Consider the following 22,209-nt stretch of genomic DNA (forward strand, 5'->3'; position numbering starts at 1 on the left):
TTTGGCGCTTTTGATCGACATTTCAGCGAAATAGCCATTGCGAAAACTTTTTTAAACATTGCGCTTGACACACCATGGGGCGATCAGTACTATGCGCATCGTCTTCACGGGGCAGCCAAGCGGTTCGCGGGGTTGATTCGGAAGCGCCTCTTGATTCAGAGTGACGTGGGGGTGGTTAGCTCAGCTGGGAGAGCATCGCCCTTACAAGGCGAGGGTCGCAGGTTCGATCCCTGCACCACCCACCAAATTCTGAAATAGAGATCGCGGAGCGGTAGTTCAGTTGGTTAGAATACCGGCCTGTCACGCCGGGGGTCGCGGGTTCGAGTCCCGTCCGCTCCGCCAATTTCTAGTAAGTCAAGAGCCAGTTCATCTGGAACTGGGTGGTTAGCTCAGCTGGGAGAGCATCGCCCTTACAAGGCGAGGGTCGCAGGTTCGATCCCTGCACCACCCACCATCTTCCCCAAAGATGGATTTTCGCGGAGCGGTAGTTCAGTCGGTTAGAATACCGGCCTGTCACGCCGGGGGTCGCGGGTTCGAGTCCCGTCCGCTCCGCCAACTCTTATCCCCTCCTCTTACGCACTTCTTATTTTAATTTCTACTCATAATTTTCTGATTCCAATCACTAATTTATTTTCCTCCCTGCATTATTTTATAGCCTTTCTTTGTCATTTTTCTGACATGGCAGTTTGATAGCCTGGACAATAACCATTAGCAAGGAGCCGTACCTGTGCAAGAATATATTGATGATCTCATTGATGTTGATTATGAAGAGTTTGATGACGACGAATTCGTCGATGACGCTGTAGAGCTTTAATTCAGTTTCTTCTTGTCTCGCTCAAGTATTTTCGCCTGTCGCTGTATCCCCGTCCACCCGGCCAGAAGTGTGCTGGTCCTTGAACGGCTTCGGATTGACGCCAAACCACCTCTTAAAGGCCCGATGAAATGCTGCAGGTGAAGAAAAGCCCAGTAGGTAAGCGATCTCGCCAATCGTTAAGTCTGTGGCTTTGAGGTAGGTAGCCGCGACCTGTTTGCGAGTCTCGTCCAGAACTTGTTGAAATTGAACGCCTTCCTTTTTTAATCGCCTTTGTAGTGTCCACTCCGATAGACCCAGCTGTCTTGCTGTTTCAGTGAGCCCCACTTCGCGTCCTTGCAGCATGGGGGTGATAATCTGCTTGACCCGTTCAGTCAGACTGGTGGCTCCAACCAGGGTGGTGAGCTCCCGGTTGCAGATGCTGACGATTTCGCTATGTGTAGCCGGATTGGCGTAAATAGAAGGGAGAGTTAGCGCTTCTTTACGAAAAATCAGTGCGTTACGAGAGCGACCGAACTTAACGGGACAATTGAAAGCCAGTTGATAATGTTGAGCGTAAGGCGGCGCCTCAAATTCGATTTCCACTTCTTTCAGTAGCCGCTCCTGTCCGGTAATCCAGTGCGCCAGCGCGCTCCATCCGCTGAGCAGGCAATCCACCACGAAATAGTTGAACTCGTTATAAGGGCTGATGGAATAAAACTGGGCGACGCCACTTTCTTCTGTCAGATAAAACCGGCTGCTGCCGCGTTTGTTGACGCTGCTCAGGCTTTCATAGTGAATCCATAGCCGGATCGCCCGCTCAAGATTGGAGCTGGTCATGGCTGCATAGCCGGAAAGGCCCATATGGGTGATGCGCAGCGCTTGCCCCATGAATAATCCCAGTGCGGGCTGGTTGGCGGTGCTGATCAGGGCCTGCCCGATGCGCATGAAGCGGGATATGCTGATTCGCGCCTTGGGGGAGGCGAGAGTCTCCGTCGTAACGCCGTATTCGTTGAGGACCGGCATTGGGTCAACGTTAAGCCGGTGACAGGCTTCGCGCATTAATTCTACGAAATTGACGGATATGTCGCCGAGCTGCATACGGCTCTTCCCCTGGCAGTGTTTAAGGTGGTGAGTGGGTGTATTTTATAGATAAAAAAATGTTATCCAAGGGTATTGGCTGTTTTACGTGGCAGGGCTAATTTATACGGCATATCCCGTAGCTATGATTGCTGCGTATAAATCGAGGCGGAAGCCGTTCAGTTACTGGCATTTCGCCCATTAAAGTGAATATTCAGGAGTGTTTCATGCAACAGAACTCATCTGGCGCGAGCAAGTACCCGCATCTGTTGGCCCCTTTGGACTTGGGCTTCACCACCCTCGCCAACCGGACTCTAATGGGCTCCATGCACACAGGGTTGGAGGAGTCGCCGAATGGCTTTCAGCGCATGGCGGCGTTTTACGCTGAGCGTGCGAGAGGCGGGGTGGGGCTCATCGTAACCGGCGGTATCGCTCCGAATCCAGAGGGTGCGGTCGCTCAAGGCGCTTCCAAGATGGATTCCGAGGCGGATGCGGAAAAGCACAAGATTATCACTCAGGCTGTGCATGAAGCGGGCGGCAAGATCTGTATGCAGATTCTGCATGCGGGGCGTTACGCCTATCATCCCAAGCTGGTGGCGCCTTCCGCCATTCAAGCGCCTATCAATATGTTCAAGCCGCGTGAACTATCCACTGAAGAGGTGGATGAGCAAATAGACGCCTACGCTGACTGCGCGGCTCTAGCGCAGCGGGCGGGCTATGATGGCGTTGAAATCATGGGTTCGGAAGGTTATTTCATCAACCAGTTCATCGTGAGTCACACCAACAAGCGGACCGACAAGTGGGGCGGTGATTACGAGAGCCGGATTCGCATGCCGATCGAGGTGGTGCGCCGTGTGCGTGAAAGAGTCGGCCCGAACTTCATTATCATTTATCGTCTTTCCATGCTTGATCTGATTGACGACGGCAGTAACTGGGAAGAGGTGGTGTTACTGGCCAAGAAGATCGAAGAGGCGGGCGCCACCATCATCAATACCGGTATCGGCTGGCATGAAGCGCGCGTTCCCACGATCGCGACAATGGTGCCGCGAGCGGCGTTCACCAAGGTAACGGCGAAGCTGAAGAAAGACGTCACTATTCCATTGGTGACCACTAACCGCATCAATATGCCGGATGTGGCGGAAAAAGTGCTGGCGGATGGCGATGCGGATATGATTTCCATGGCCCGTCCTTTCCTGGCGGATGCGGATTTTGTCGTGAAGGCGTCGGAAGATCGTGCGGATGAAATCAATACCTGTATCGCCTGCAACCAAGCCTGTCTCGATCATACATTCCAGATGAAGTTGACTTCCTGTTTGGTGAATCCTCGCGCCTGTCATGAAACCGAACTGGTTTACGTGAAAACCAATGCGAAGAAAAAATTAGCGGTTGTTGGCGCAGGGCCTGCCGGTTTGGCCTTTGCAACAGTGGCCGCCGAAAGAGGTCATGATGTAACACTGTTTGACGGCGCGGATAAGATTGGCGGCCAGTTCAATGTCGCCAAACTGATTCCGGGTAAAGAAGAGTTTTATGAAACCTTGCGTTACTTCGACCGTATGCTGAAAAAACATAATGTTGATGTGCGCCTGAATACCCGTGTGAGCGCTGAAGACTTGAAGGCTGGCGGTTACGACGAGGTGATTCTCGCCACGGGCGTTTCTCCGCGCATGCCCGAAATAGAAGGGATTGATCATCCTAAAGTGATGGGATATCTGGATGCGTTGCTGGGGCGTAAGCCGATAGGGAAAAAGGTCGCCGTTGTCGGCGCTGGCGGCATCGGTTTTGACGTTAGTGAATTTATTACGCATGAAGGCAAGTCGCCCAGCCTGGACGTTTCCGCGTTCATGAAAGAGTGGGGCGTGGACTTGGCGGTAGAGCATCGTGGTGGCGTTCAGGGCGTTGAAGCGCATATTGAGCCCTCTCCCAGAGAGGTTTATCTGTTGCAACGCAAAACCTCCAAGCCGGGTAAGAATCTTGGCAAAACGACTGGCTGGATTCATCGCGCTTCACTGAAGAATAAGCAGGTTCGGATGGTCGCCGGCTGCGAGTACGTCAAAATTGATGATGCCGGCTTCCATGTGAATATTAACGGCGAGGCCAAGTTGTTGCCGGTGGACAACGTGATTATTTGCGCAGGCCAAGATCCTCTGCGTGAGCTGCAGCAGCCGCTTGAGGCGGCGGGTGTGTCGGTGCATCTGATTGGCGGCGCGGATGTGGCGGCGGAGCTGGACGCTAAACGCGCGATTAATCAGGGCAGTCGACTGGCCGCAGAAATCTGATTTCCCTCTACTGGACTCAGTCTGTGCGCTGAGTCCAGTACAGCCTTTCTTTTTTTGCACAAACCAGGTCGATTGGCCTGGTTTGTGCGCCCTTTCCCTAACTTCACGCGATCTGTCCGACTGACATTTCCAAGGTTGCGTGCTAAGTTTTCATCAGCTTCATTAATAATCAACGGGTGCGCCGGAGCCGTTTTATATGGCCCGGGAACAAAAAATATCGGTGTTTAAACGCTTGGTAAGCGCTAACGAAACAATTTTCTGTTATTTTGTTGCGCTTACAAAAAATAACAACATCGACAATGGGCTTCTGGACAACGCAGCTTAAACAACAAGCAAAGAAAGAAGGGCTTATTATCTAGGACATTGGCATGCCCAAACCTCAAAAAGATGATATTTACGAAGCGGTTCTCTTTCTGGAGGATCAGTATGTAGCGCGGCAAATGCGCTATTCGGAATTTGAGGCCATATTGGACGGCGTGGTTGCTCTGAATGATCTGGCTGATACGGAAATAACGGCGGTTTATGCAGAGCTGAACAAACAGTTGATACCTCGAGCGCTGGTATTTTTTACGGTCTATTTCGACGAGGAAGGCGTCGCGGATTCGGAATGGAACGTGCCGCTGAAGCGGTTGGCGAAAATTTCCGGTTCCGGTCCTGATCTCGGCGCAGGTCCGATACGGCTTGCCTGTCGCAGTCAGTGCGCAATTTCATGGCATCAGCGGGATTTGTGGGATCCGGACATGAAGCCTGGCGGCAACGACTTTCAGGTGATAAAAAAGTCCCTGCAAGAGAATCGTCTGGGCTTCGAAGTGGTTGGTGAAGTGGTTGAGGGGGATGAGGATATTCCTGTCCTGACACCCACTGAGGCCGCGCCGCAGCCAGCGGCGTCCGCGTCTGCGCTGGAGGAGCAGGAGCGTATTCATCGCACGAAACTGGCGCGCTTGCTGAAAGCGCAACGCCTGCGCATCAAAACGTTGAATAGTCAGCACGAAGCGGAAATTGAAGAGCTCAGGCGTCAACACCGATTGGAGATGCAGGCGCTGAAGACTAAGGTCCAGGACATGGAGCAAAGTCTCCAGCACACCAAGGTGCTTTACGATCAGACCAAAATCAAACTGCAGAAGCGCAGCGATCAATACCTGTCTCTGCAAGAGGAAATGGTTCAGTTCAAGAAACGCCAATCCATGCTGGAGAAAGAACTCAGCAAAGGAGATGGGGGTGAGGAGGCGGAACGTCTGCGCCAGCGCCTGGAAAGCGAACTGACGATTGTGAAAGAGCAATTGCAGCGTCGCGAGGCGGAATTGGTCTACCGCGACGAGCGTGAGGAGCAGTTGCGCCAGGAGATTCAAACGCTAAAGGATGAATCTGAGGATGGCGGCGGAGATATTCTCAATAAGCTTTCCGAGCTGGATGTGGTCTTTGTCGTTTATCATCCCGGCGCGGGTCATATCACTATCCCGGCGAAAGATGTTTTGCGCTACGTACAGAATCCTATCGCCTATGCGGCGGAGCGTTGTTTTGTAACGGAGCGGCACTACAAAGAGTGGCTGGACCATTACGAAAACGCGGTATGCGAACACGAAATTCCTGGCAAGGGGTTGTGTGGCGAGAGCGTCCCTCGCGTGACCGTACCGGCGGAATTCGTTGCAGGCGAAAGCAACCGTTGCGAGAAGCATCAAGAATAGTTCGTGTCCTCTCTGTTGTATCAACCCGATTGCGTGATTCAACCGCTCAGCCATCCCGTGGCTGAGCGCGCCGGCGTTCGCCTATGGATGGCGCGGGGCGATTTGGTTCATGAGCTTGTGTCAGGCAACAAGTGGTTCAAGCTTAAATACAGCCTGTTGGAAGCGGAACGAAATCAAGCATCGGGATTGCTGAGCTTCGGCGGCGCTTACTCCAATCACTTGCATGCGCTCGCCGCGGCGGGTCGTATGCTGAATATTCCCACCTTTGGCGTTGTGCGCGGCGCCTGGCGGCGTGAGCTGACGTCAACTTTGCAGGATGCCCAAAAGTGGGGGATGCGTTTGTTGTTTGTCAGTAATCAGGCGTATCGCCGCAAAGATGACCCTGCTTGGGTGGAGGAAAGCATTGCGGACTGGGGGCTGTCAGAGCTTATCGATACGCAAAAGCTGATGGTTATCCCCGAAGGCGGCAGCAACGCGCTGGCGTTGAAAGGCGTGTCTGAGTGGGCGCAGCAAATCTATTCTCGTTTTCCCTCGGCGCCTGCGTCAGTATTCTTGCCTTGCGGCACCGGCGGCACGATGGCGGGGTTCGTCGCTGCTGACTCTCATCATGAGGTAGTTGGCGTGCCTGTATTGCGAGCCGGCGACTCTATTGCAGAAAAGATCGATGAGTTGCTGACTCTGAATGATCGACGACCAGGAACGGGTTTTCGTTTCCTGTCCGGCTATGAGTTTGGTGGATACGCGAAGACAAACACGGAGCTGATGGCCTTCATTCAGGCATTTGCCGATCATACTGGCGTTGGTTTGGAGCCCGTCTACACAGGAAAAATGGCGTATGCGGCGCTGGACTGGTTGCGCCGCGGCGAGGCTCCTAAAGGCTCGGACGTTGTGCTTGTGCACACTGGCGGTATGCAGGGCGCGCGGGGTTTTGTTGAGCAACTTTGATCCCTTCTGCTAGTTGTTCAGTGTTGCTCTTGCTGATTCCGCCCAGTCGTCGCTAACGACGAAATATCGGGCTGTTTCCAGCCATCCGCCCGCCGGCGACTCCGCCAATGCGATTAACATCTGTGGACGGCCGCTCCTTTCTGTAGAGTTCAATTCCCCAAATAACTTTTCCCAGCTCATAACTGGGGCCTGATCGTCGGGATGTATTGAAAGGGGCGATAGCCAGTGTGATTTAGGCGTGAGTATCCAGTGTGTGGCTGTTCCCTCCAATTGGGGCAGGGCGCTGACGGGTAGCCAGCCGCCGCGCAGGTGGTCGGGGGAGGCGAGTGGCGATGCGCCGACGTTGCCAGGGTCAAGCAGTGGATAGAACAGATAGCCTTTCATAACGATCTGACGACCGACTTCGTGAACGCCCAGATGCGCAAGCGCTTGTCTGGCTTCGGGCGTTTCCGAGAGTAGAATCTGGCTGGTGAGCAGCTTGTTCAGCTTAAGGTCCAGCCGGTCCAGGTAGTTGGGGCCGAACCAGTGTATGTCTCCGCCTTTCGCCGAGGGTGTTGGTAAGCCGAGATAGTATTTGATGGCGACTTCCTGATGTACATAATGGCCGTCCGGGGCCTGCAGGATAAAATCAAACTCGCCGTAAGTCTTTTTTCTGTCTTTCACTTGCAAGCTATGCGCAATCACACGCCAAGCGCTGAGCCGATCAACGCCGAAGCGCCAAAGCGATTCAAAGTAAGGGCCCAGAAAACGGCTTTTTAAGCCTTTCTCCATACTTACCAGATCCATGGTGAGCGTCTGGTCGGTATCGCTCAGCGCTATGGGCGCTTGGCGATCGAACTGTGTTGGCGCCATGTCAGGAATGGCGGCCAGTTCCGGGCTGTTACAAGTCCACTGTAAGTCTCTGAGCAGTTGTTGTGGCGTTCGCTTCACAAATTAAACTTCCGTTAGTACCCTGGCCGGCGCTTTGGTCGATGGGCGCAGTCACAGATTGGGCTGCAGCGGGGCGCGAGGGTGAGGAAAAAGACAAAAACCGCCCACGGGGCGCATACAAGCCGGGGCAGTTTGGGTAACATAACAAAAACGCTTGATTAAGGGCATGTATGGAACAGTTTCGTAATATCGGTTTGCTGGGCCGGATGGGCAGTGTGCAGGTGGTGGAGACGCTGAAGCGGCTCAAAAACTATCTGGTCGGCGAAGGTTACGCAGTGATCCTGGAAGAAGCTACCGCAGCGGTGTTGCCAGGGCATAACGTGCAGGTGTCCAGCAAGAAAATGCTAGGCGAGATCTGTGACTTGGTGATTGTGGTCGGCGGCGACGGCAGTTTGCTGGGCGCAGCGCGGGCGCTGGCGGGGTGCAATGTGCCGGTGCTCGGCGTCAATCGCGGCAGGTTGGGCTTTCTCACTGATATTACGCCAACAGAAATGGAGCCCCAGCTGGCGGAGGTGCTGTCCGGAAAGTATGTCGAAGAGTCCCGCTTTCTGTTGGACGCCTACGTCAAACGTAATGGCGAGCCCGTGGGCTATGGGTGCGGCCTGAATGATATCGTGCTGCACCCTGGTAAATCTACCCGGATGATCGGCTTCGACCTTTATATCGAAGGGCAGTTCGTCAACAGTCAGCGTTCCGACGGACTGATTGTTTCCACGCCGACCGGCTCTACGGCGTATGCGTTATCCGCGGGCGGCCCGATCATGCACCCGCGTCTGGACGCCATTGTTCTGGTGCCCATGTTTCCCCATACCCTGAGCAGCCGTCCGATTGTGGTGGACGGCAACAGCGAAATTAAGATCATTATCGGCGACTACAACGAAACCTATCCCCATGTCAGTTGCGATGGGCAGACCCACGTCACCTGCGCGCCGGGCGATACGGTCACGATTTGCAAGAAGCCGCAGAAGCTGCGTCTGATTCACCCCATGAACCATAATTTCTATCAGATCTGCCGGGATAAACTGGGCTGGTCGAGCAGTCGAGATCAGGGAGGGCAGTAGTCTAATGTCCGAGAGCCAGAAGTACCGAGGCTTTGACTTCATCGGCGACGTCCATGGATGCGCCAGAACCCTTGAGGCATTGCTGGAGAAGCTCGACTACCGGAAAATCAACGGCGTATACAGTCATAAGCATCGTCAGGCGATTTACGTTGGCGATATCGTCGACCGCGGTCCCCGTATCCGCGAGGCGTTGCATATTGTGCGGGATATGGTGGAGCACGGCAGCGCGCGCATTGTCATGGGGAATCATGAATACAATGCCCTGGGTTATTGCACTCGGGCGCGCCCAGGCAGCGCCCACACTTACCTGCGCGAACATACGCCTCGCCATGAACGCTTGATTCGGGAAACACTGGATCAGTTCGCTAATTACGGACATGAATGGAATGAGTTCCTTGAATGGTTCATGACGCTGCCGCTGGTGATTGACGACCAGAGTTTCCGGGTTGTGCACGCATGCTGGGACCATGAATTGATATCTCAGTTTCTGGAGCATCACCCCGATGGCCTTATTACGGAAGATTTTCTGCACGCATCGACCGTGCGCGACAGTTTTGCCGGCCATGTCATGGACAGGTTGTTGCGCGGCACGGATATGAAACTCCCGGATGGCATGTCCATTCACAGCAGCGACGGCTTCGTTCGCACTGCTTTTCGCACCAAATTCTGGAAAGCGGAGCCTGAAACCTATGGCGACATTGTGTTTCAGCCAGACGCTTTGCCCGACGAAGTGGCGGAAAGGCGCTTGTCGGAGCGGGAGCGGCGCATGCTGTTGTTTTACGGCCTGGAAGAGCCGCCCTTATTCGTCGGTCATTACTGGCTGCAGGGCGCGCCGCGTCCTATTCGTCCCAATATCGCCTGCCTGGATTACAGTGCAGTGAAGTACGGCAAGCTGGTGGCCTACCGACTCGAAGCGGGAGATCGCAAGCTGACGGCGGACAATTTTGTCTGGGTTGATGTAATGCGAGACGCGGGGGACGCCGCTGGGCGTTGAGCATATGGAAAAGGTTTGCGATATCCCTATCGAAGAGGACATTGAATCTCTATATCGCTATCTGCGCAGCAGAGGCGTTGCAATATGGGTGACCGAAAATGAGGGGCGGCAGGAAATATGGGTGAATGATCCCGCCGCCAAGTCTGTCGTGCTGGACTGCTATCAGCGCTTCAAAGAAGATCCTGGCGTTCGCGAGCGGCTGGATGATGCTGTAAGTGCGCAATCGCAGCCTAAAGGCAACAGTTTGTCGATGCAGTTAAAGCCTTTCCCCTGTATCGCATGGTTACTGCTGACGTTGCTGGCGGCGGCCTTGTACACCGGCTTTGGCGACTTTCAGAGCAGTCGTTATTTCTTTATTATCGATCGTTTCCAGTTGCCTTATGGGGACTTGTCTACTCGTGTGCAATCCTTATTGATTACGTTGCAGCAGGGCGAGTGGTGGCGTCTAATCTCGCCCGCTTGGTTGCATTGGGGGCTGGCGCACTGGTTGTTTAACTCCCTTGCGCTGTGGATATTTGGGCGCACTCTGGAAGCCTTGTTCAGTCGTGGTGGATTTATAGCGTTCATTTTGGGGTCGGCCGTATTCAGTAACCTTGCTCAATATCTGGTGGCGGGGCCGGCGTTCGGCGGTTTCTCAGGCGTCGCCTACGCTCTGGTTGGCGCGCATGCGGCGGGTTGGGCGTTAGCGCCGGGTATGCGGATATGGGCGCCTTCCGCGATGGTGATTTTCAGTATTGTGTGGATGTTGGCGGGTATGTTGGGCGTCACTGATCAATTTGGCGTGTCGTTCGCCAATACCGCTCACTTCGTCGGCTTTTGGTTTGGCTTGATGTTAATGGCGTTGTGGCTAAAAACAAGTGGGAAAAAGATGGGGAAGGCATCAACGGAGCATAACGGATAAACCAAGTTGCAGAGCTGATTTATCCAGCCTCCGTTGATGCGCATCCCCCAAGTAGCTGTGAATACTCTGATGAGAGCTGTGTGGGATCAAACACACAATGCAAATGATAATGATTATCATTTGTAAGTCAACACTTTTTCACCAGAATTTTATTGAAATGTCGGATCGCCCTTATGTTATAGTCCGCAACATTGTGCTGGAGACCCCTTATGTCCTTTGAAAATGCAGTAAAAAACCTGACTCCGGAGATCTATGAGGCCATGAAGACAGCCTTGGAGTTGGGGAAGTGGCCGGACGGCAAAAAATTATCAATGGAACAGAAAGAACTCTGCATGGAGGCGCTCATCACCTACGAAATTTCCCACAATGTGCCTGAAGAGCAACGAGTGGGGTATATAGAAAGAGATCGGCCGACGCCTTGCGCTTTGAAGGCGGCAGCGGCTGAATCCTCCTCTGGCGTATGGACGCCCGAAAGCGGCGTTTCCAAGCATTGATCGAAGCTTCGCTTTCGTTGCGACGGGAGCGCGCGTTTCGACAATAACAATAATCGAGAGATGAATTTAGAACCAAGGGGACTCACTTGAGGGAAGTAGCTCAAGGCTGTCTGGAGAAAATGTTCAGCCAGCTCGGTAACCCCGTCAACTACAGCCTGGTGGTTGGCGACGAACGGGTGGAGTTGAATCCTCTGCTCGGCAAATCACTTCAGATTAAATTCAGCGGTAAGATTGTCTGCAGTCATTGCGGCCGCTCGACCAAAAAGAGCTTCAGTCAGGGGTTCTGTTTTCCCTGCTTCAAAAAACTGGCGCGTTGCGACAGTTGCATTATGAGCCCGGAAAAGTGCCATTTTTTCGCCGGAACCTGTCGGGAGCCTGAGTGGGGAGAAACCCACTGTATGGTTCCGCATGTGGTGTATCTGGCTAACTCATCGGGAGTCAAAGTCGGCATTACCCGTAAAACCCAGACGCCCACGCGTTGGATTGATCAGGGCGCAACTCAGGCTCTGCCCATCATGGAAGTCACCACACGCCGGATGTCCGGTTTGGTGGAAGCGGTCTTCCGTCAATCGGTGACGGATAGAACCAATTGGCGCGCAATGCTTAAGGGTGATCCTGAGCCGCTGGATCTGGTCGCGGAAAGAGATCGTTTACTGGCCGAGCTGGAAGGGGCGCTGGAAGGTTTACGCTGCGCCGAGGGCGCGGATAACATGGAAATATTGACGTCTGCGGAGGTGGTCGACATCGCCTTTCCAGTGATGCAGTATCCGCAGAAGGTGGTTAGCCTGAATCCGGAAAAAGAGCCGGAAGTTAGTGGTACATTACTCGGTATCAAAGGGCAGTATCTGATCCTGGATACCGGCTGCATCAACATTCGCAAATTTACGTCATACGAAGTTTCAGTCGCCGCTTGAGCGTATATGGAAGCTCGCCTACGGAAAACTTGAGCATAATTACTATGAAAGAAAGTCAACCTCGCACTATTTATCTGAAAGATTATCGTAAACCGGACTTTTTGATCGACGCCACGGACCTGAACTTCCAGCTTTATGAAGATGGGGCCCGAGTCACTTCTCAGCTGCACATCAGACGCAACCCTGACGCCGATGCGTTTCGTGATGTTCTGGAGCTTGATGGCGTTGAGCTGCAACTGGAGCGTTTGCTGCTGGACGGGCGCACGCTGAACCCGGATGAGTATCAGCTGGACGACGAGACGCTGAGACTGGAGCGTTTGCCCAAGCAGTTCGTGCTGACCGTGGTCACCTGGATCAAGCCGCAGGAAAACACCTGCCTGGAAGGGCTGTATCGCTCCAGCTCGATGTTCTGTACTCAGTGCGAGGCGGAAGGTTTCCGTCGCATTACCTATTACCTGGATCGCCCGGACGTCATGTCCTCCTTCACCACCACAATTGAAGCGGAGAAGGGGCGCTATCCTGTATTGCTGTCCAACGGCAATCCTGTCGCTTCTGGTGAGAGCGGCGATCGTCATTGGGTGAAGTGGGAAGATCCTTTCAAGAAGCCTTGTTATCTGTTTGCTCTGGTCGCCGGCGATCTGCGCTGGGTGGAGGACAGCTTCACGACCATGAGCGGGCGCGAAGTGCAACTGCGTATCTATGTCGAACCGCAGGACCTGAATAAGTGCAGCCACGCCATGGACTCTCTCAAGCGCTCCATGACCTGGGACGAAGAAGTATATGGTCGTGAATACGATCTGGATATTTTCAATATCGTCGCCGTCAGCGATTTCAACATGGGCGCGATGGAAAACAAAGGGTTGAATATCTTCAACTCCTCCTGCGTGCTGGCGAACCCGGAAACGTCTACAGACAGCGCGTTTCAGCGTATAGAAGCGATTGTCGCTCATGAATACTTCCACAACTGGTCCGGCAACCGGGTGACCTGTCGCGACTGGTTTCAGTTGAGCCTGAAGGAAGGCTTTACTGTTTTCCGTGACGCGGAATTTTCTGCGGACATGCATTCGCGCGCCGTGAAGCGCATCGAAGACGTCGCCTTGCTGCGCACCATGCAGTTCGCTGAGGATGCGGGCCCAATGTCGCATCCGGTGCGTCCGGATTCCTATATGGAAATCTCTAACTTCTACACGCTGACAGTGTACGAGAAGGGCAGTGAGGTGGTTCGCATGCTGCACACACTGCTGGGGGCGGAGAAGTTCCGCGAGGGCTCTGATCTCTATTTCTCCCGTTTTGATGGCCAGGCAGTGACTACCGATGATTTTGTCGCCTGCATGGAAGAAGTCAGCGGGCAAGACTTTGCTCAGTTCAAGCGGTGGTACAGTCAGTCTGGAACGCCTGTGGTGTCAGTGACGGATCATTATGATGCGGAGACGAAAGAGTACCGTCTCGACGTCAAACAAAGCTGTCCTCCTACGCCAGGGCAACAGGAAAAGCAGCCGTTCCAGATTCCGTTGGCGGTTGGTCTGCTGGACAGTTCGGGCAAAGACATGTCCTTGACGCTGAAAGCAGGTCAGGGCGAAGCCTCCGGCGCGGATGGCGATCTCACCCGAGTCCTGCAGGTTAGAGAGTCCGAACAAAGCTTTGTTTTCACCGGCGTAACGGAAAAACCGACGCCTTCGCTGTTGCGTGGTTTCTCTGCGCCAGTGCGACTGAATTATCCCTATGACAGAAATCAGCTTACTTTCCTCATGTCTTTTGACAGCGATGGCTTCAACCGTTGGGACGCGGGACAGAAACTGGCTGTCTCCGTCTTCAATGAGTTGATAAATGCTGAGTTGAAAGGCGAACAAGCGGAAATCGACGAACGCTACATCGACGCTATGCGTCAGGTATTGCTGGATGACAAAGGCGATCACGCCATGCTGGCGAAAATGGTGCAGGCGCCCGGCGTGTCGCTACTGGCGGAACAGGCTGAAGTGGTCCATGTCGACGCTATACTCAACGCCCGTCAGCGTGTGCATGAGAGACTCGGCGCCACTTTGTCGGAACTGTTGTTGAGCAAATACCGTCAACTGCACGCTCAATCGGGCAATGCATTGGACAGCGTTTCCATGGGCTTGCGCGCTTATAAGAACGCTTGCTTGATGTTGCTTGCTCAGGGCGGCGCGCAAGAGTCCGTCTCCTTGGCGAAGCTGCAGATGCAGCAGGCGCAGACTATGACGGATGAATTCGGCGCTCTGGCTGCTCTGGTGAACGGCCCTGATGTTGAGGCGGCGCAATCCGCTCTTGCCGACTTCCTGTGTAAGTGGAAGAAAGATCAGTTGGTCATGGAGCAGTGGTTCAGCGTGCAGGCGGCCAGCGAGCATCATGGCGCGCTGGATAGCATCCAGGCGTTGACGGCGCATGAGCTGTTTTCTGAGCGTAATCCAAACAAGGTTCGTTCCGTGATTGGAACCTTTGGCGGCCAGAACTGGCGTCACTTCCATGCTGCGGACGGCTCCGGCTATCGCTTCCTGCGCGAGTGGATCATAAAAATGGATGGCCTGAATCCGCAGATCGCTTCCCGTCTGCTGACGCCGTTGACTCGCTGGCGTAAATTAGAGCCGCAGCGCTCTGCGCTCATGCAGAAAGAGCTGCAGGAAATCATGGCGCATCCAGGTCTGTCCAGAGATGCGTACGAAGTGGTGTCAAAGAGCCTGAAATAGGCGTAACTTGTAGAGAAAATGTCGATAAAAGCCCGATAAGTCCCGGAGGAATAGACAAAATTACTTGCTGAACTAAGCTTTTACAAACAATAAAGCCCTGTTGAAGCAGAGCATAATAAGAATAAAGCAGGAGGGGACCTCTAAGTCCGGCGCTCAATCACTCAGCTGAGCGCTGCGGCCGCCGAAAGAGTCGTTCAATAATCCAGCTGTCTTCGATTAGGAATAAGAGTATCTATGATGCAGAATAAAAAAGTACTGCTTGGAAGCTTGTTGCTGTTTTCCTTATACGCCGCCTGCGCTGGGGCGGCGGTAAGTCCCGCTGAAGCCAAAAAACTAACGGGGGAGCTCACCCCTTTTGGCGCAATCCGTGAAGGGAATGGCGCGGATATTCCCCGTTGGGAAGGGGGAATGACTCAGCCTCCGAAAGAGTATCAGCGTGAGGGGCAGCACCACCCGGATCCCTTCAAAGAAGATAAACCCAAAGAAGTCATTACAGCCCAGAACTTCACTAAGTACGAGAAGTACCTGAGTGAAGGTTTAAAGGCGCTGTTCAAGACTTATCCCACCACTTTTAAGATCCCGGTGTATGTCACTCGACGCTCGCACTCCGCGCCGGACTGGGTAAATCAAAATACCTACGAAAACGCCGTCAAAGCTGATCTGACTAAAGACGGAAATGGCGTTACCGGCGCATATGGCGGCATACCATTCCCTGTGTTGCATGGTTCGAACGAGCGCAAGGCGTTACAGGCGGTCTGGAACCACCTAACGCGCTGGCGCGGCGTTTTTGTCACGCGTCGCGCATCTGAGACGGCGGTACAGCGCAACGGTGAATTCAGTCTGGTCAATTCTCAGCAGGAAGTGTTCTGGAACTTTTATAACCCGGAAGGCAGTGAAAAGGATCTGAAGAATATTCTGTTCTACTATCTGTCGTTCACCATTTCACCTGCGCGTCTCGCCGGCGGCGCGGTATTGGTGCATGAAACCTTGGATCAGGTGAAAGAACCTCGGCAGGCATGGGGTTACAACGCTGGACAGAGACGCGTCAGAAGGGCGCCGAATCTGGCTTATGACTCGCCCATCGCCGCCTCGGATAATCTGCGCACGGCGGATGACACGGATATGTACAACGGCGCCCCGGATCGATACGACTGGAATTATCTGGGGCTGAAGGAAATGTACATTCCCTACAACAGCTATCAAATATCCCAGGCCGGTTTGAAGTATGCGGATGTGCTGGGCGTTTCTCATATCAATCCTGACTATACGCGTTTCGAGAAGCACCGGGTGCATGTCATTGAGGCCAAGCTCAAGGCGGGCGAGCGGCATATATACTCCCGACGCGTGTTTTATATCGATGAGGACAGCTGGAATATCGCTTTGGTGGACCAATACGACGGCCGCGGCGAGCTGTGGCGGGTCAGTATGGCGTTCCTGAAAAACTTTTACGAGCTGCCTTCCACATGGACGGCGCTGGACGTTTTTTACGATTTGCAGGCGCGCCGGTATCACGTGCAGGGCTTGGACAGCGAAGAGCGCTCCACCCGAGTGTTCACCAATGAGGTTCCAGATCGCCGTTACTTCAGTCCGCAGTCGCTGCGGCGGCGCGGCATACGCTAGGGCGCTTGCAGTTGGTGCGATAGCGGCTAATTTTTAAGGGGCGTCGTGAGGCGCAATGTGCAAAAGGAAGATGTGGGCGTAGACAGTGATGGGCTCAGAAAAAGGCAGGAATAAATGAAGTTAACGACGGTTCTGCGGAAAATGACGTTCGCGTGCGCGTTATATGCGTCGCTGAACTCTCCTTGGTCTCTGGCGGGCGATGTGCTTAGCACTCCGGCAATGAAAACCGAATTAGCGCCATCCACGTTGCTGGTGGATGTGGTGAAGGCCGGTGATCGTCTGGTGGCGGTTGGGCAGCGGGGACACATTATTTATTCCGATGATCAGGGAGGAAGCTGGACGCAGGCCAACTCGCCTGTATCGACATTATTGACCTCCCTGTATTTTGTGGACGCCAAGCAAGGCTGGGCGGTGGGCCACGGCGCTGTGGTGCTTCATACCGAGGATGGTGGCGTCAATTGGAGTAAACAGTTTGACGGTTTTGCGGCGAATGAGATGGTTATCGCTCAGGCGCAGAAACGCGTGGCGAATTTGAAGGAGCAACTGGAGTCGGCGCCGGAAGAGGAAGCAACAGATCTAGAGTATCAGCTCGAAGACGCCAACTTCGCTCTTGAAGACGCCATGGCGGATGCGGAAGTCGGCCCGGGCAAACCATTGCTCGACGTTTGGTTCAAAAATGCGCAGGAAGGATTCATCGTTGGCGCCTATGGATTTTTCTTTCATACGGAAGACGGCGGAGCAAGTTGGACCAACTGGGCGCCCAGACTGGAAAACACTGAACGCTTTCACTTGAATGCGATTGCGCAGATCACTGGCGGAGCCATGTTTATTGTCGGCGAGGCGGGATACGTTTTTCGCTCGACGGATTTTGGCGCGACTTGGGAAACCCTTGAGTCGCCCTATGACGGCTCGCTGTTCGGCGTGAGTGGCAATGGCAACGTCAATGAGGTGTTTGTGTTCGGCCTGCGTGGGCATCTGTTCTATTCCCAGGACTCGGGCTCCACATGGGAGCGCGTAGGGGTTGATGTGGAAGAATCGCTGATGGGAGCCGCCGTAGGCGAGGATGGACGCATGGCGGTCGTCGGCAACTCCGGGGTTATGTTGTTAAGCCAGAACTTCGGCGAAGACTTCAAAGTGCATCCGCAGGCTGACCGCCAGGGATTGTTGGCGGCGACATTCCTGTCATCCGACCAATTGTTGCTAGTCGGCGAGGGCGGCGTGAACGTCCTCAAAAGCATAAGCAAGCTGAACTAGCCATAGTTCGATAGCAACCCACAGTAGAACAATCAGACAGGGGAAACTTGAATGTCGAACAAGTTGCACGATCAAGGCGATCACTTCATTTTAACGCCAAAGGCGGAGCCATGGCTGGAACGCCTGGTGTTTAACAACCGCCTGATCATTCTAATCGCTTTCCTGGCGATTACCGTTTTCATGGCCTTCAACGCGGCCAAAATCAAGCCGGACTCCAGTTTTGAGAGACTGATTCCGCTGGAGCACCCTTACATTCAAAACATGCTTGAGAATCGGGATGACCTGGAAAACCTGGGTAACTCCATTCGCATCGCCGTGGCGGTCGAGGAAGGGGATATCTTTACCGATTCTTATATGGAAACCCTGAAGCAGATCACGGATGAAGTGTTTTATCTGCGCGGCGTGGACCGCTCCGGCGTACGCTCTGTATGGACCCCCAATGTACGCTGGGTGGAGGTCACTGAGGAAGGGTTCCAGGGCGGCACAGTCATTCCAGATGGATACAACGGCGGTCAGGAAAGTCTGGACAAGCTGCGCCAGAATATCTTGCGCTCTGGCGAAGTAGGTAGGCTGGTGGCGGACAATTTCCGCTCCGCTATTATCTATGCGCCTCTATTGGAGATCGACCCGGATACCGGGCAATCGTTGAATTACGAGCAGTTCTCTCGTGATCTGGAAAAAAATATCAGAGAGAAGTTTCAGGCGCAAAACCCTAATATCCGCGTCTACGCGATTGGATTTGCGAAGAAGCTGGGGGATTTGATAGAGGGTATGCGCTCTGTCGTGCTGTTCTTCCTGGTCGCCATTGTTCTTACCATCGTGCTGCTCTACTGGTACTCGCGTTGTTGGTCCGGCACATTGACGCCGGTTCTGGCTTCCATTGTGGCGGTAACCTGGCAGGTCGGGATATTGCGTCTGCTGGGATATGGAATAGATCCATACTCCATACTGGTACCATTCCTGGTATTCGCAATCGGCATTAGTCACGGGGTGCAAATCGTCAATGCAATGACCATTGAGTCAGCCCGCGGGTTCGACGCCACGACCTCTGCGCGTTTGGCGTTCAGGGCGTTGTATATTCCTGGAATGCTGGCGCTGGTGAGCGACGCGATGGGGTTCCTGACGCTTCTGTTCATTAAAATTGACGTCATCAAGGATCTCGCCGTCACCGCCAGCATTGGCGTTGCAGTGATCATTATCACCAACCTGGTGTTGCACCCGATTATTCTTTCCTATGTAGGCATCACCAAGACCGGGGTCAAGCACCAGAAGAACCGGGGCGAAGAGCGCGATCGTAAGTGGCTGCGTATGTCTTATTTCGCCCATCCCTCGGTGGCCCGAGTATCTTTGTTGATCGCGTTGGTCGGCGCCGGACTGGGAATTTACTACAAGCAGGGCTTGAAGATCGGCGATCTGGACAAAGGCGCGCCTGAGCTGCGTCCTGACAGCAGATATAACCGGGATAATGACTTCATCATCAACAATTACAGCACCAGCTCGGATGTAATGGTGGTGATGGTGAAGACGGATAAGGAAAAATGCTCCAGTTATCCGGTCATGAAAGGGATGGATGAGCTGCAGTGGGTGTTGGAGAACACGCCTGGCGTTGAGTCGACGGCGTCGTTGGCGACCGTATCCAAAATCGTCACCAAAGCGCTGAATGAAGGCAACTTCAAGTGGTACGAACTATCCCGCAACCAGCAGATTATTAACTCTTCCATCCAGCGGGCGCCGTCCGGACTGGTGAACTCTGATTGCAGCATGACGCCGTTGTTGGCTTTCCTTGAGGATCACAAAGCGGAAACCCTGCAGCGGGTGGTGGACACCATAGAAGCCTTCTCTCGCGAAAACGCCAGTGAGGACTACCAATTGCTGCTGGCGGCGGGCAACGCCGGCGTGGATGCAGCCACGAACCAGGTAATCTCCAAAGCCAAAGACCTGATGCTGATCTTCGTTTACTCGGTGGTCAGCGTATTGTGCTTTGTGACGTTCCGATCTATCCGGGCAGTGTTGTGTATTGTTGTGCCTCTTGGCTTGACCTCGATCCTGTGTGAAGCGCTGATGACGCAGATGGGCATTGGCATCAAAGTCGAAACCTTGCCAGTGATTGCACTGGGTGTGGGCATTGGCGTGGATTACGGCATCTATATCTACACCAAGTTTGAGCACTATATTCTGGAAGGTAAAAGTTTGCAGGATGCGTATTTCGAAACATTGCGCTCCACTGGTAAGGCGGTGATGTTTACAGGCGTTACGCTGGCGATTGGCGTATGCACCTGGATATTCTCGCCCATCAAACTGCAGGCGAATATGGGGCTGTTGCTGTTCTTTATGTTCCTTTGGAATATGATCGGCGCATTGTGGCTGCTGCCGGCGTTGGCCCGCTTTCTGCTTAATCCAGAGAAGATGGTCGCCAAGGCGAAAGCCGCAGAAGGGGGCGTCTGACACGCCGGGCGGTATAGTCGTCGTATATCTCTGTAACGAACAGGGCCCGGTCAAGGGCCCTTCTTTGACTATAATTAATTGGTAAGCGTCTGGAATTGAATAGTAAATTGGGTTGTAAAGCGGCTTGTGGGCCTATACACCACCCGGTATACGTAAAGCAGTCTTGAAAGCAGGTACTCATCTCCCAATGCCATTGATTAACGCTACGCTGCGCTTCTTGGTTCTGAGCATTGCAGCTCTTTGCGCCACATTGACGTACTCCGCAGACACGCCTTCTCACATCAGTATCGCCACCGGCAATGAAACCGGGGTGTATTTTCCTACCGGCGGCGCTATTTGTCGCTTGGTGAATAAGTCCAGCAAGGAGTACGGCTTTCGCTGCTTCGTTGAAAGCACGGACGGATCGCCTTACAACCTGCGCGCATTGCGCGCCGGAGAAGTGGACTTCGCAGTGGTGCAGTCCGATTGGCAGTTTCATGCCTATCATGGCAGCAGTATTTTCAAAGAAGCGGGGCCTCACAAAGAGCTTCGCTCTGTATTTGCTATCCACCCGGAAGCTTTTACCATCGTGGCGCGTAAAGACGCCAATGTGAAAAGTTTTAAGGATTTGAAGGGCAAGCGGGTCAATGTGGGTAACGAAGGTTCTGGCCAGCGTGGCACGATGGAAGTGCTGATGAATGCGTATGGCTGGTCCCTCAATGATTTCAAGTCCGCCTCGGAAATCAAGGCTATCGAACAGCCACGGGCGCTGTGCTCCGGCCAGATTGACGTGATGCTATATATTGTGGGCCACCCAAGCGGCGCGGTGAAAGAGGCGACCACCCTGTGCGACAGCGTGCTGGTGTCAGTGGAAGGGGGCGAAATCGACAAATTGGTCCGCGCCAACACCTATTATCGCCGCGCAGTGGTGCCCGGCGGAATGTATCGTGGCAATGAGCGGGATGTGAACACCTTTGGCGTCGGCGCTACCTTTGTGACGACTACGGCGGTATCGGATGAAGTGGTCTACAGCGTGGTTAAGGCGGTTTTTGAGAATTTTGACCTGTTTCGACGTCTGCATCCCGCGTTGGCCAATCTGAAGAAAGAACAGATGATCTTCGATAGTCTGACGGCGCCGTTGCATGCCGGCGCAGAAAAATACTATCGGGAAATGGGCATGATCGGTAACTGATCGCCAAATCTCTTCTCTGTAAGGCCAACCTTAACGTCGGCGCAGCGCTTTTTTGCGGATGTTGTCCCACAACAGCTGATAGGCGAGGGTGGCTGGCGATCTTGGCGCGAATACCGGCAAGGGCTCGCGAAACTCCCCCATCTTCTCCACGTCGCTGCAGTATGGAATAAAGCCGATAGGCGTCTTGCCGAGCGTTTTCCTGCAGCTGGCGGTGAACTCCTGGTGTATGCTCTTGCGGCGATCAATCATGGTCAGCACGGGATACAGCTTGGCCAAATCGATTTTCTTTTGCTCCATCATCTCTGTCACATGACGATAAGTTTCAAACGACAGATGGGTCGGTATCATGGTAACTAGCACGGCGTCGGCGGCCTTGAGTACGCGCAATGCCAGCTCCGATAAGGTGGGAGGGCAGTCCAGAACCAGTACCCCATAAGTCTCGCTCAGCATGGATAGCCAGGAGTCGAGCTTGCCTCCGCTGACGCCGGTGAGATTCACGTCGATATTACGATTGCTCATATCGGATGGGATAATATCGAGGCGATCATAGCCGGTTCCCTGAATCAGCTCGCCCAGCGCAAGCTTGTCCTTGATCAGCTTGCTCGCTTTCTTGCGTTTGCTGTTCTCAACCTGGAAATACCAACTCGCCGCCGCTTGAGCGTCAAAGTCCCACAATAACGTTGGCTGGCCGCTTCCTGCGCTGAGATAGGCAATGTTGACGGCGGTGGCGGTTTTTCCCACCCCGCCTTTGAGATTGTATACCGCTATGGTTTTCATGAAGTCAGATGGCGCCTTGTTGTTATGGTCGGTTGGAGCCTTTATTGACCGGCGGTGACGTCATACTTCCATGGAGCGCCGGTGAGTGTGGACAGTCAGGCTTCGCCGACAGGGTTTTATAATTCGGTTACTCTGTCAGAGTTATATAGCCTTTAACTGTAAAATCA

Annotated in this window: 16 protein-coding genes and 4 tRNA genes; 17 read left to right on the forward strand and 3 right to left on the reverse strand. The window is 53.7% G+C overall.

Annotated features, from left to right (window positions below):
• Positions 1–169: 169 nt before the first annotated feature.
• The 4 genes from O5O45_RS04640 to O5O45_RS04655 all read left to right on the forward strand — a co-directional run bounded on the left by O5O45_RS04640 (position 170) and on the right by O5O45_RS04655 (position 555).
• A tRNA-Val gene (locus O5O45_RS04640) sits at positions 170–245 on the forward strand.
• Positions 246–265: 20 nt separating this feature from the next.
• Positions 266–342, forward strand: a tRNA-Asp gene (locus O5O45_RS04645).
• A gap of 36 nt (positions 343–378) precedes the next feature.
• Positions 379–454, forward strand: a tRNA-Val gene (locus O5O45_RS04650).
• Positions 455–478: 24 nt separating this feature from the next.
• Positions 479–555: transfer RNA gene (locus tag O5O45_RS04655), tRNA-Asp, on the forward strand.
• Between the two features lie 280 nt (positions 556–835).
• On the opposite strand, the gene O5O45_RS04660 is transcribed toward O5O45_RS04655, so the two are convergent.
• Entirely contained in the window at positions 836–1,891 is a 1,056-nt protein-coding gene (locus O5O45_RS04660; RefSeq protein WP_305904102.1) for an AraC family transcriptional regulator, read from the reverse strand.
• A 206-nt stretch (positions 1,892–2,097) separates the two neighbouring features.
• On the opposite strand from O5O45_RS04660, the gene O5O45_RS04665 reads away from it, so the two are divergent.
• The 3 genes from O5O45_RS04665 (at position 2,098) to O5O45_RS04675 (ending at position 6,776) form a co-directional block, all read left to right on the forward strand.
• Positions 2,098–4,146 (forward strand): NADPH-dependent 2,4-dienoyl-CoA reductase, encoded by a 2,049-nt coding sequence (locus tag O5O45_RS04665; RefSeq protein ID WP_305904103.1) that lies wholly within the window; start codon positions 2,098–2,100, stop codon positions 4,144–4,146.
• Positions 4,147–4,514: 368 nt separating this feature from the next.
• On the forward strand, positions 4,515–5,831 hold the full coding sequence (locus tag O5O45_RS04670) for a coiled-coil domain-containing protein (protein ID WP_305904104.1): 1,317 nt from the start codon (positions 4,515–4,517) through the stop codon (positions 5,829–5,831).
• Positions 5,832–5,834: 3 nt separating this feature from the next.
• On the forward strand, positions 5,835–6,776 hold the full coding sequence (locus tag O5O45_RS04675; RefSeq protein ID WP_305904105.1) for a 1-aminocyclopropane-1-carboxylate deaminase/D-cysteine desulfhydrase: 942 nt from the start codon (positions 5,835–5,837) through the stop codon (positions 6,774–6,776).
• A 9-nt stretch (positions 6,777–6,785) separates the two neighbouring features.
• On the opposite strand, the gene O5O45_RS04680 is transcribed toward O5O45_RS04675, so the two are convergent.
• Positions 6,786–7,706 (reverse strand): DUF1853 family protein, encoded by a 921-nt coding sequence (locus O5O45_RS04680; protein ID WP_305904106.1) that lies wholly within the window; start codon positions 7,704–7,706, stop codon positions 6,786–6,788.
• A gap of 170 nt (positions 7,707–7,876) precedes the next feature.
• Here O5O45_RS04680 and O5O45_RS04685 point away from each other — a divergent pair, with 170 nt between their 5' ends.
• From O5O45_RS04685 to O5O45_RS04730, 10 genes are all read left to right on the forward strand, one after another.
• Complete coding sequence (locus O5O45_RS04685; protein WP_127969596.1) at positions 7,877–8,767, forward strand: NAD(+) kinase; 891 nt, start codon at positions 7,877–7,879, stop codon at positions 8,765–8,767.
• 4 nt (positions 8,768–8,771) lie between these two features.
• The gene (locus tag O5O45_RS04690) at positions 8,772–9,761 is read left to right on the forward strand and encodes a metallophosphoesterase (protein ID WP_305904107.1); all 990 of its coding nucleotides are present in this window, start codon (positions 8,772–8,774) and stop codon (positions 9,759–9,761) included.
• 4 nt (positions 9,762–9,765) lie between these two features.
• Positions 9,766–10,662: a rhomboid family intramembrane serine protease gene (locus O5O45_RS04695; protein ID WP_305904108.1), complete on the forward strand. Its 897-nt coding sequence runs from the start codon at positions 9,766–9,768 to the stop codon at positions 10,660–10,662.
• A 209-nt stretch (positions 10,663–10,871) separates the two neighbouring features.
• Positions 10,872–11,156, forward strand: a complete 285-nt coding sequence (locus O5O45_RS04700; protein ID WP_305904109.1) for a YeaC family protein — start codon at positions 10,872–10,874, stop codon at positions 11,154–11,156.
• A gap of 86 nt (positions 11,157–11,242) precedes the next feature.
• On the forward strand, positions 11,243–12,070 hold the full coding sequence (locus O5O45_RS04705) for a DUF2797 domain-containing protein (RefSeq protein ID WP_305904110.1): 828 nt from the start codon (positions 11,243–11,245) through the stop codon (positions 12,068–12,070).
• Between the two features lie 44 nt (positions 12,071–12,114).
• Positions 12,115–14,775: an aminopeptidase N gene (pepN, locus tag O5O45_RS04710; protein ID WP_305904111.1), complete on the forward strand. Its 2,661-nt coding sequence runs from the start codon at positions 12,115–12,117 to the stop codon at positions 14,773–14,775.
• 234 nt (positions 14,776–15,009) lie between these two features.
• Positions 15,010–16,395, forward strand: a complete 1,386-nt coding sequence (locus tag O5O45_RS04715; protein WP_305904112.1) for a DUF1329 domain-containing protein — start codon at positions 15,010–15,012, stop codon at positions 16,393–16,395.
• 114 nt (positions 16,396–16,509) lie between these two features.
• Positions 16,510–17,649 carry a WD40/YVTN/BNR-like repeat-containing protein gene (locus tag O5O45_RS04720; RefSeq protein ID WP_305904113.1) on the forward strand — a complete coding sequence of 380 codons (1,140 nt, stop codon included), beginning with the start codon at positions 16,510–16,512 and terminating at the stop codon, positions 17,647–17,649.
• 51 nt (positions 17,650–17,700) lie between these two features.
• Positions 17,701–20,094, forward strand: coding sequence for an efflux RND transporter permease subunit (locus tag O5O45_RS04725; protein ID WP_305904114.1), 2,394 nt, complete (start codon positions 17,701–17,703; stop codon positions 20,092–20,094).
• Positions 20,095–20,281: 187 nt separating this feature from the next.
• Positions 20,282–21,265, forward strand: a complete 984-nt coding sequence (locus O5O45_RS04730; RefSeq protein WP_305904115.1) for a TAXI family TRAP transporter solute-binding subunit — start codon at positions 20,282–20,284, stop codon at positions 21,263–21,265.
• Between the two features lie 30 nt (positions 21,266–21,295).
• Here the strand turns inward: O5O45_RS04730 and O5O45_RS04735 are convergent, their stop codons facing one another.
• Positions 21,296–22,042: a ParA family protein gene (locus O5O45_RS04735; RefSeq protein ID WP_305904116.1), complete on the reverse strand. Its 747-nt coding sequence runs from the start codon at positions 22,040–22,042 to the stop codon at positions 21,296–21,298.
• Between the last annotated feature and the right edge of the window lie 167 nt (positions 22,043–22,209).

This window comes from Hahella sp. HNIBRBA332, assembly GCF_030719035.1.
Taxonomy (GTDB): Bacteria; Pseudomonadota; Gammaproteobacteria; order Pseudomonadales; family Oleiphilaceae; genus Hahella.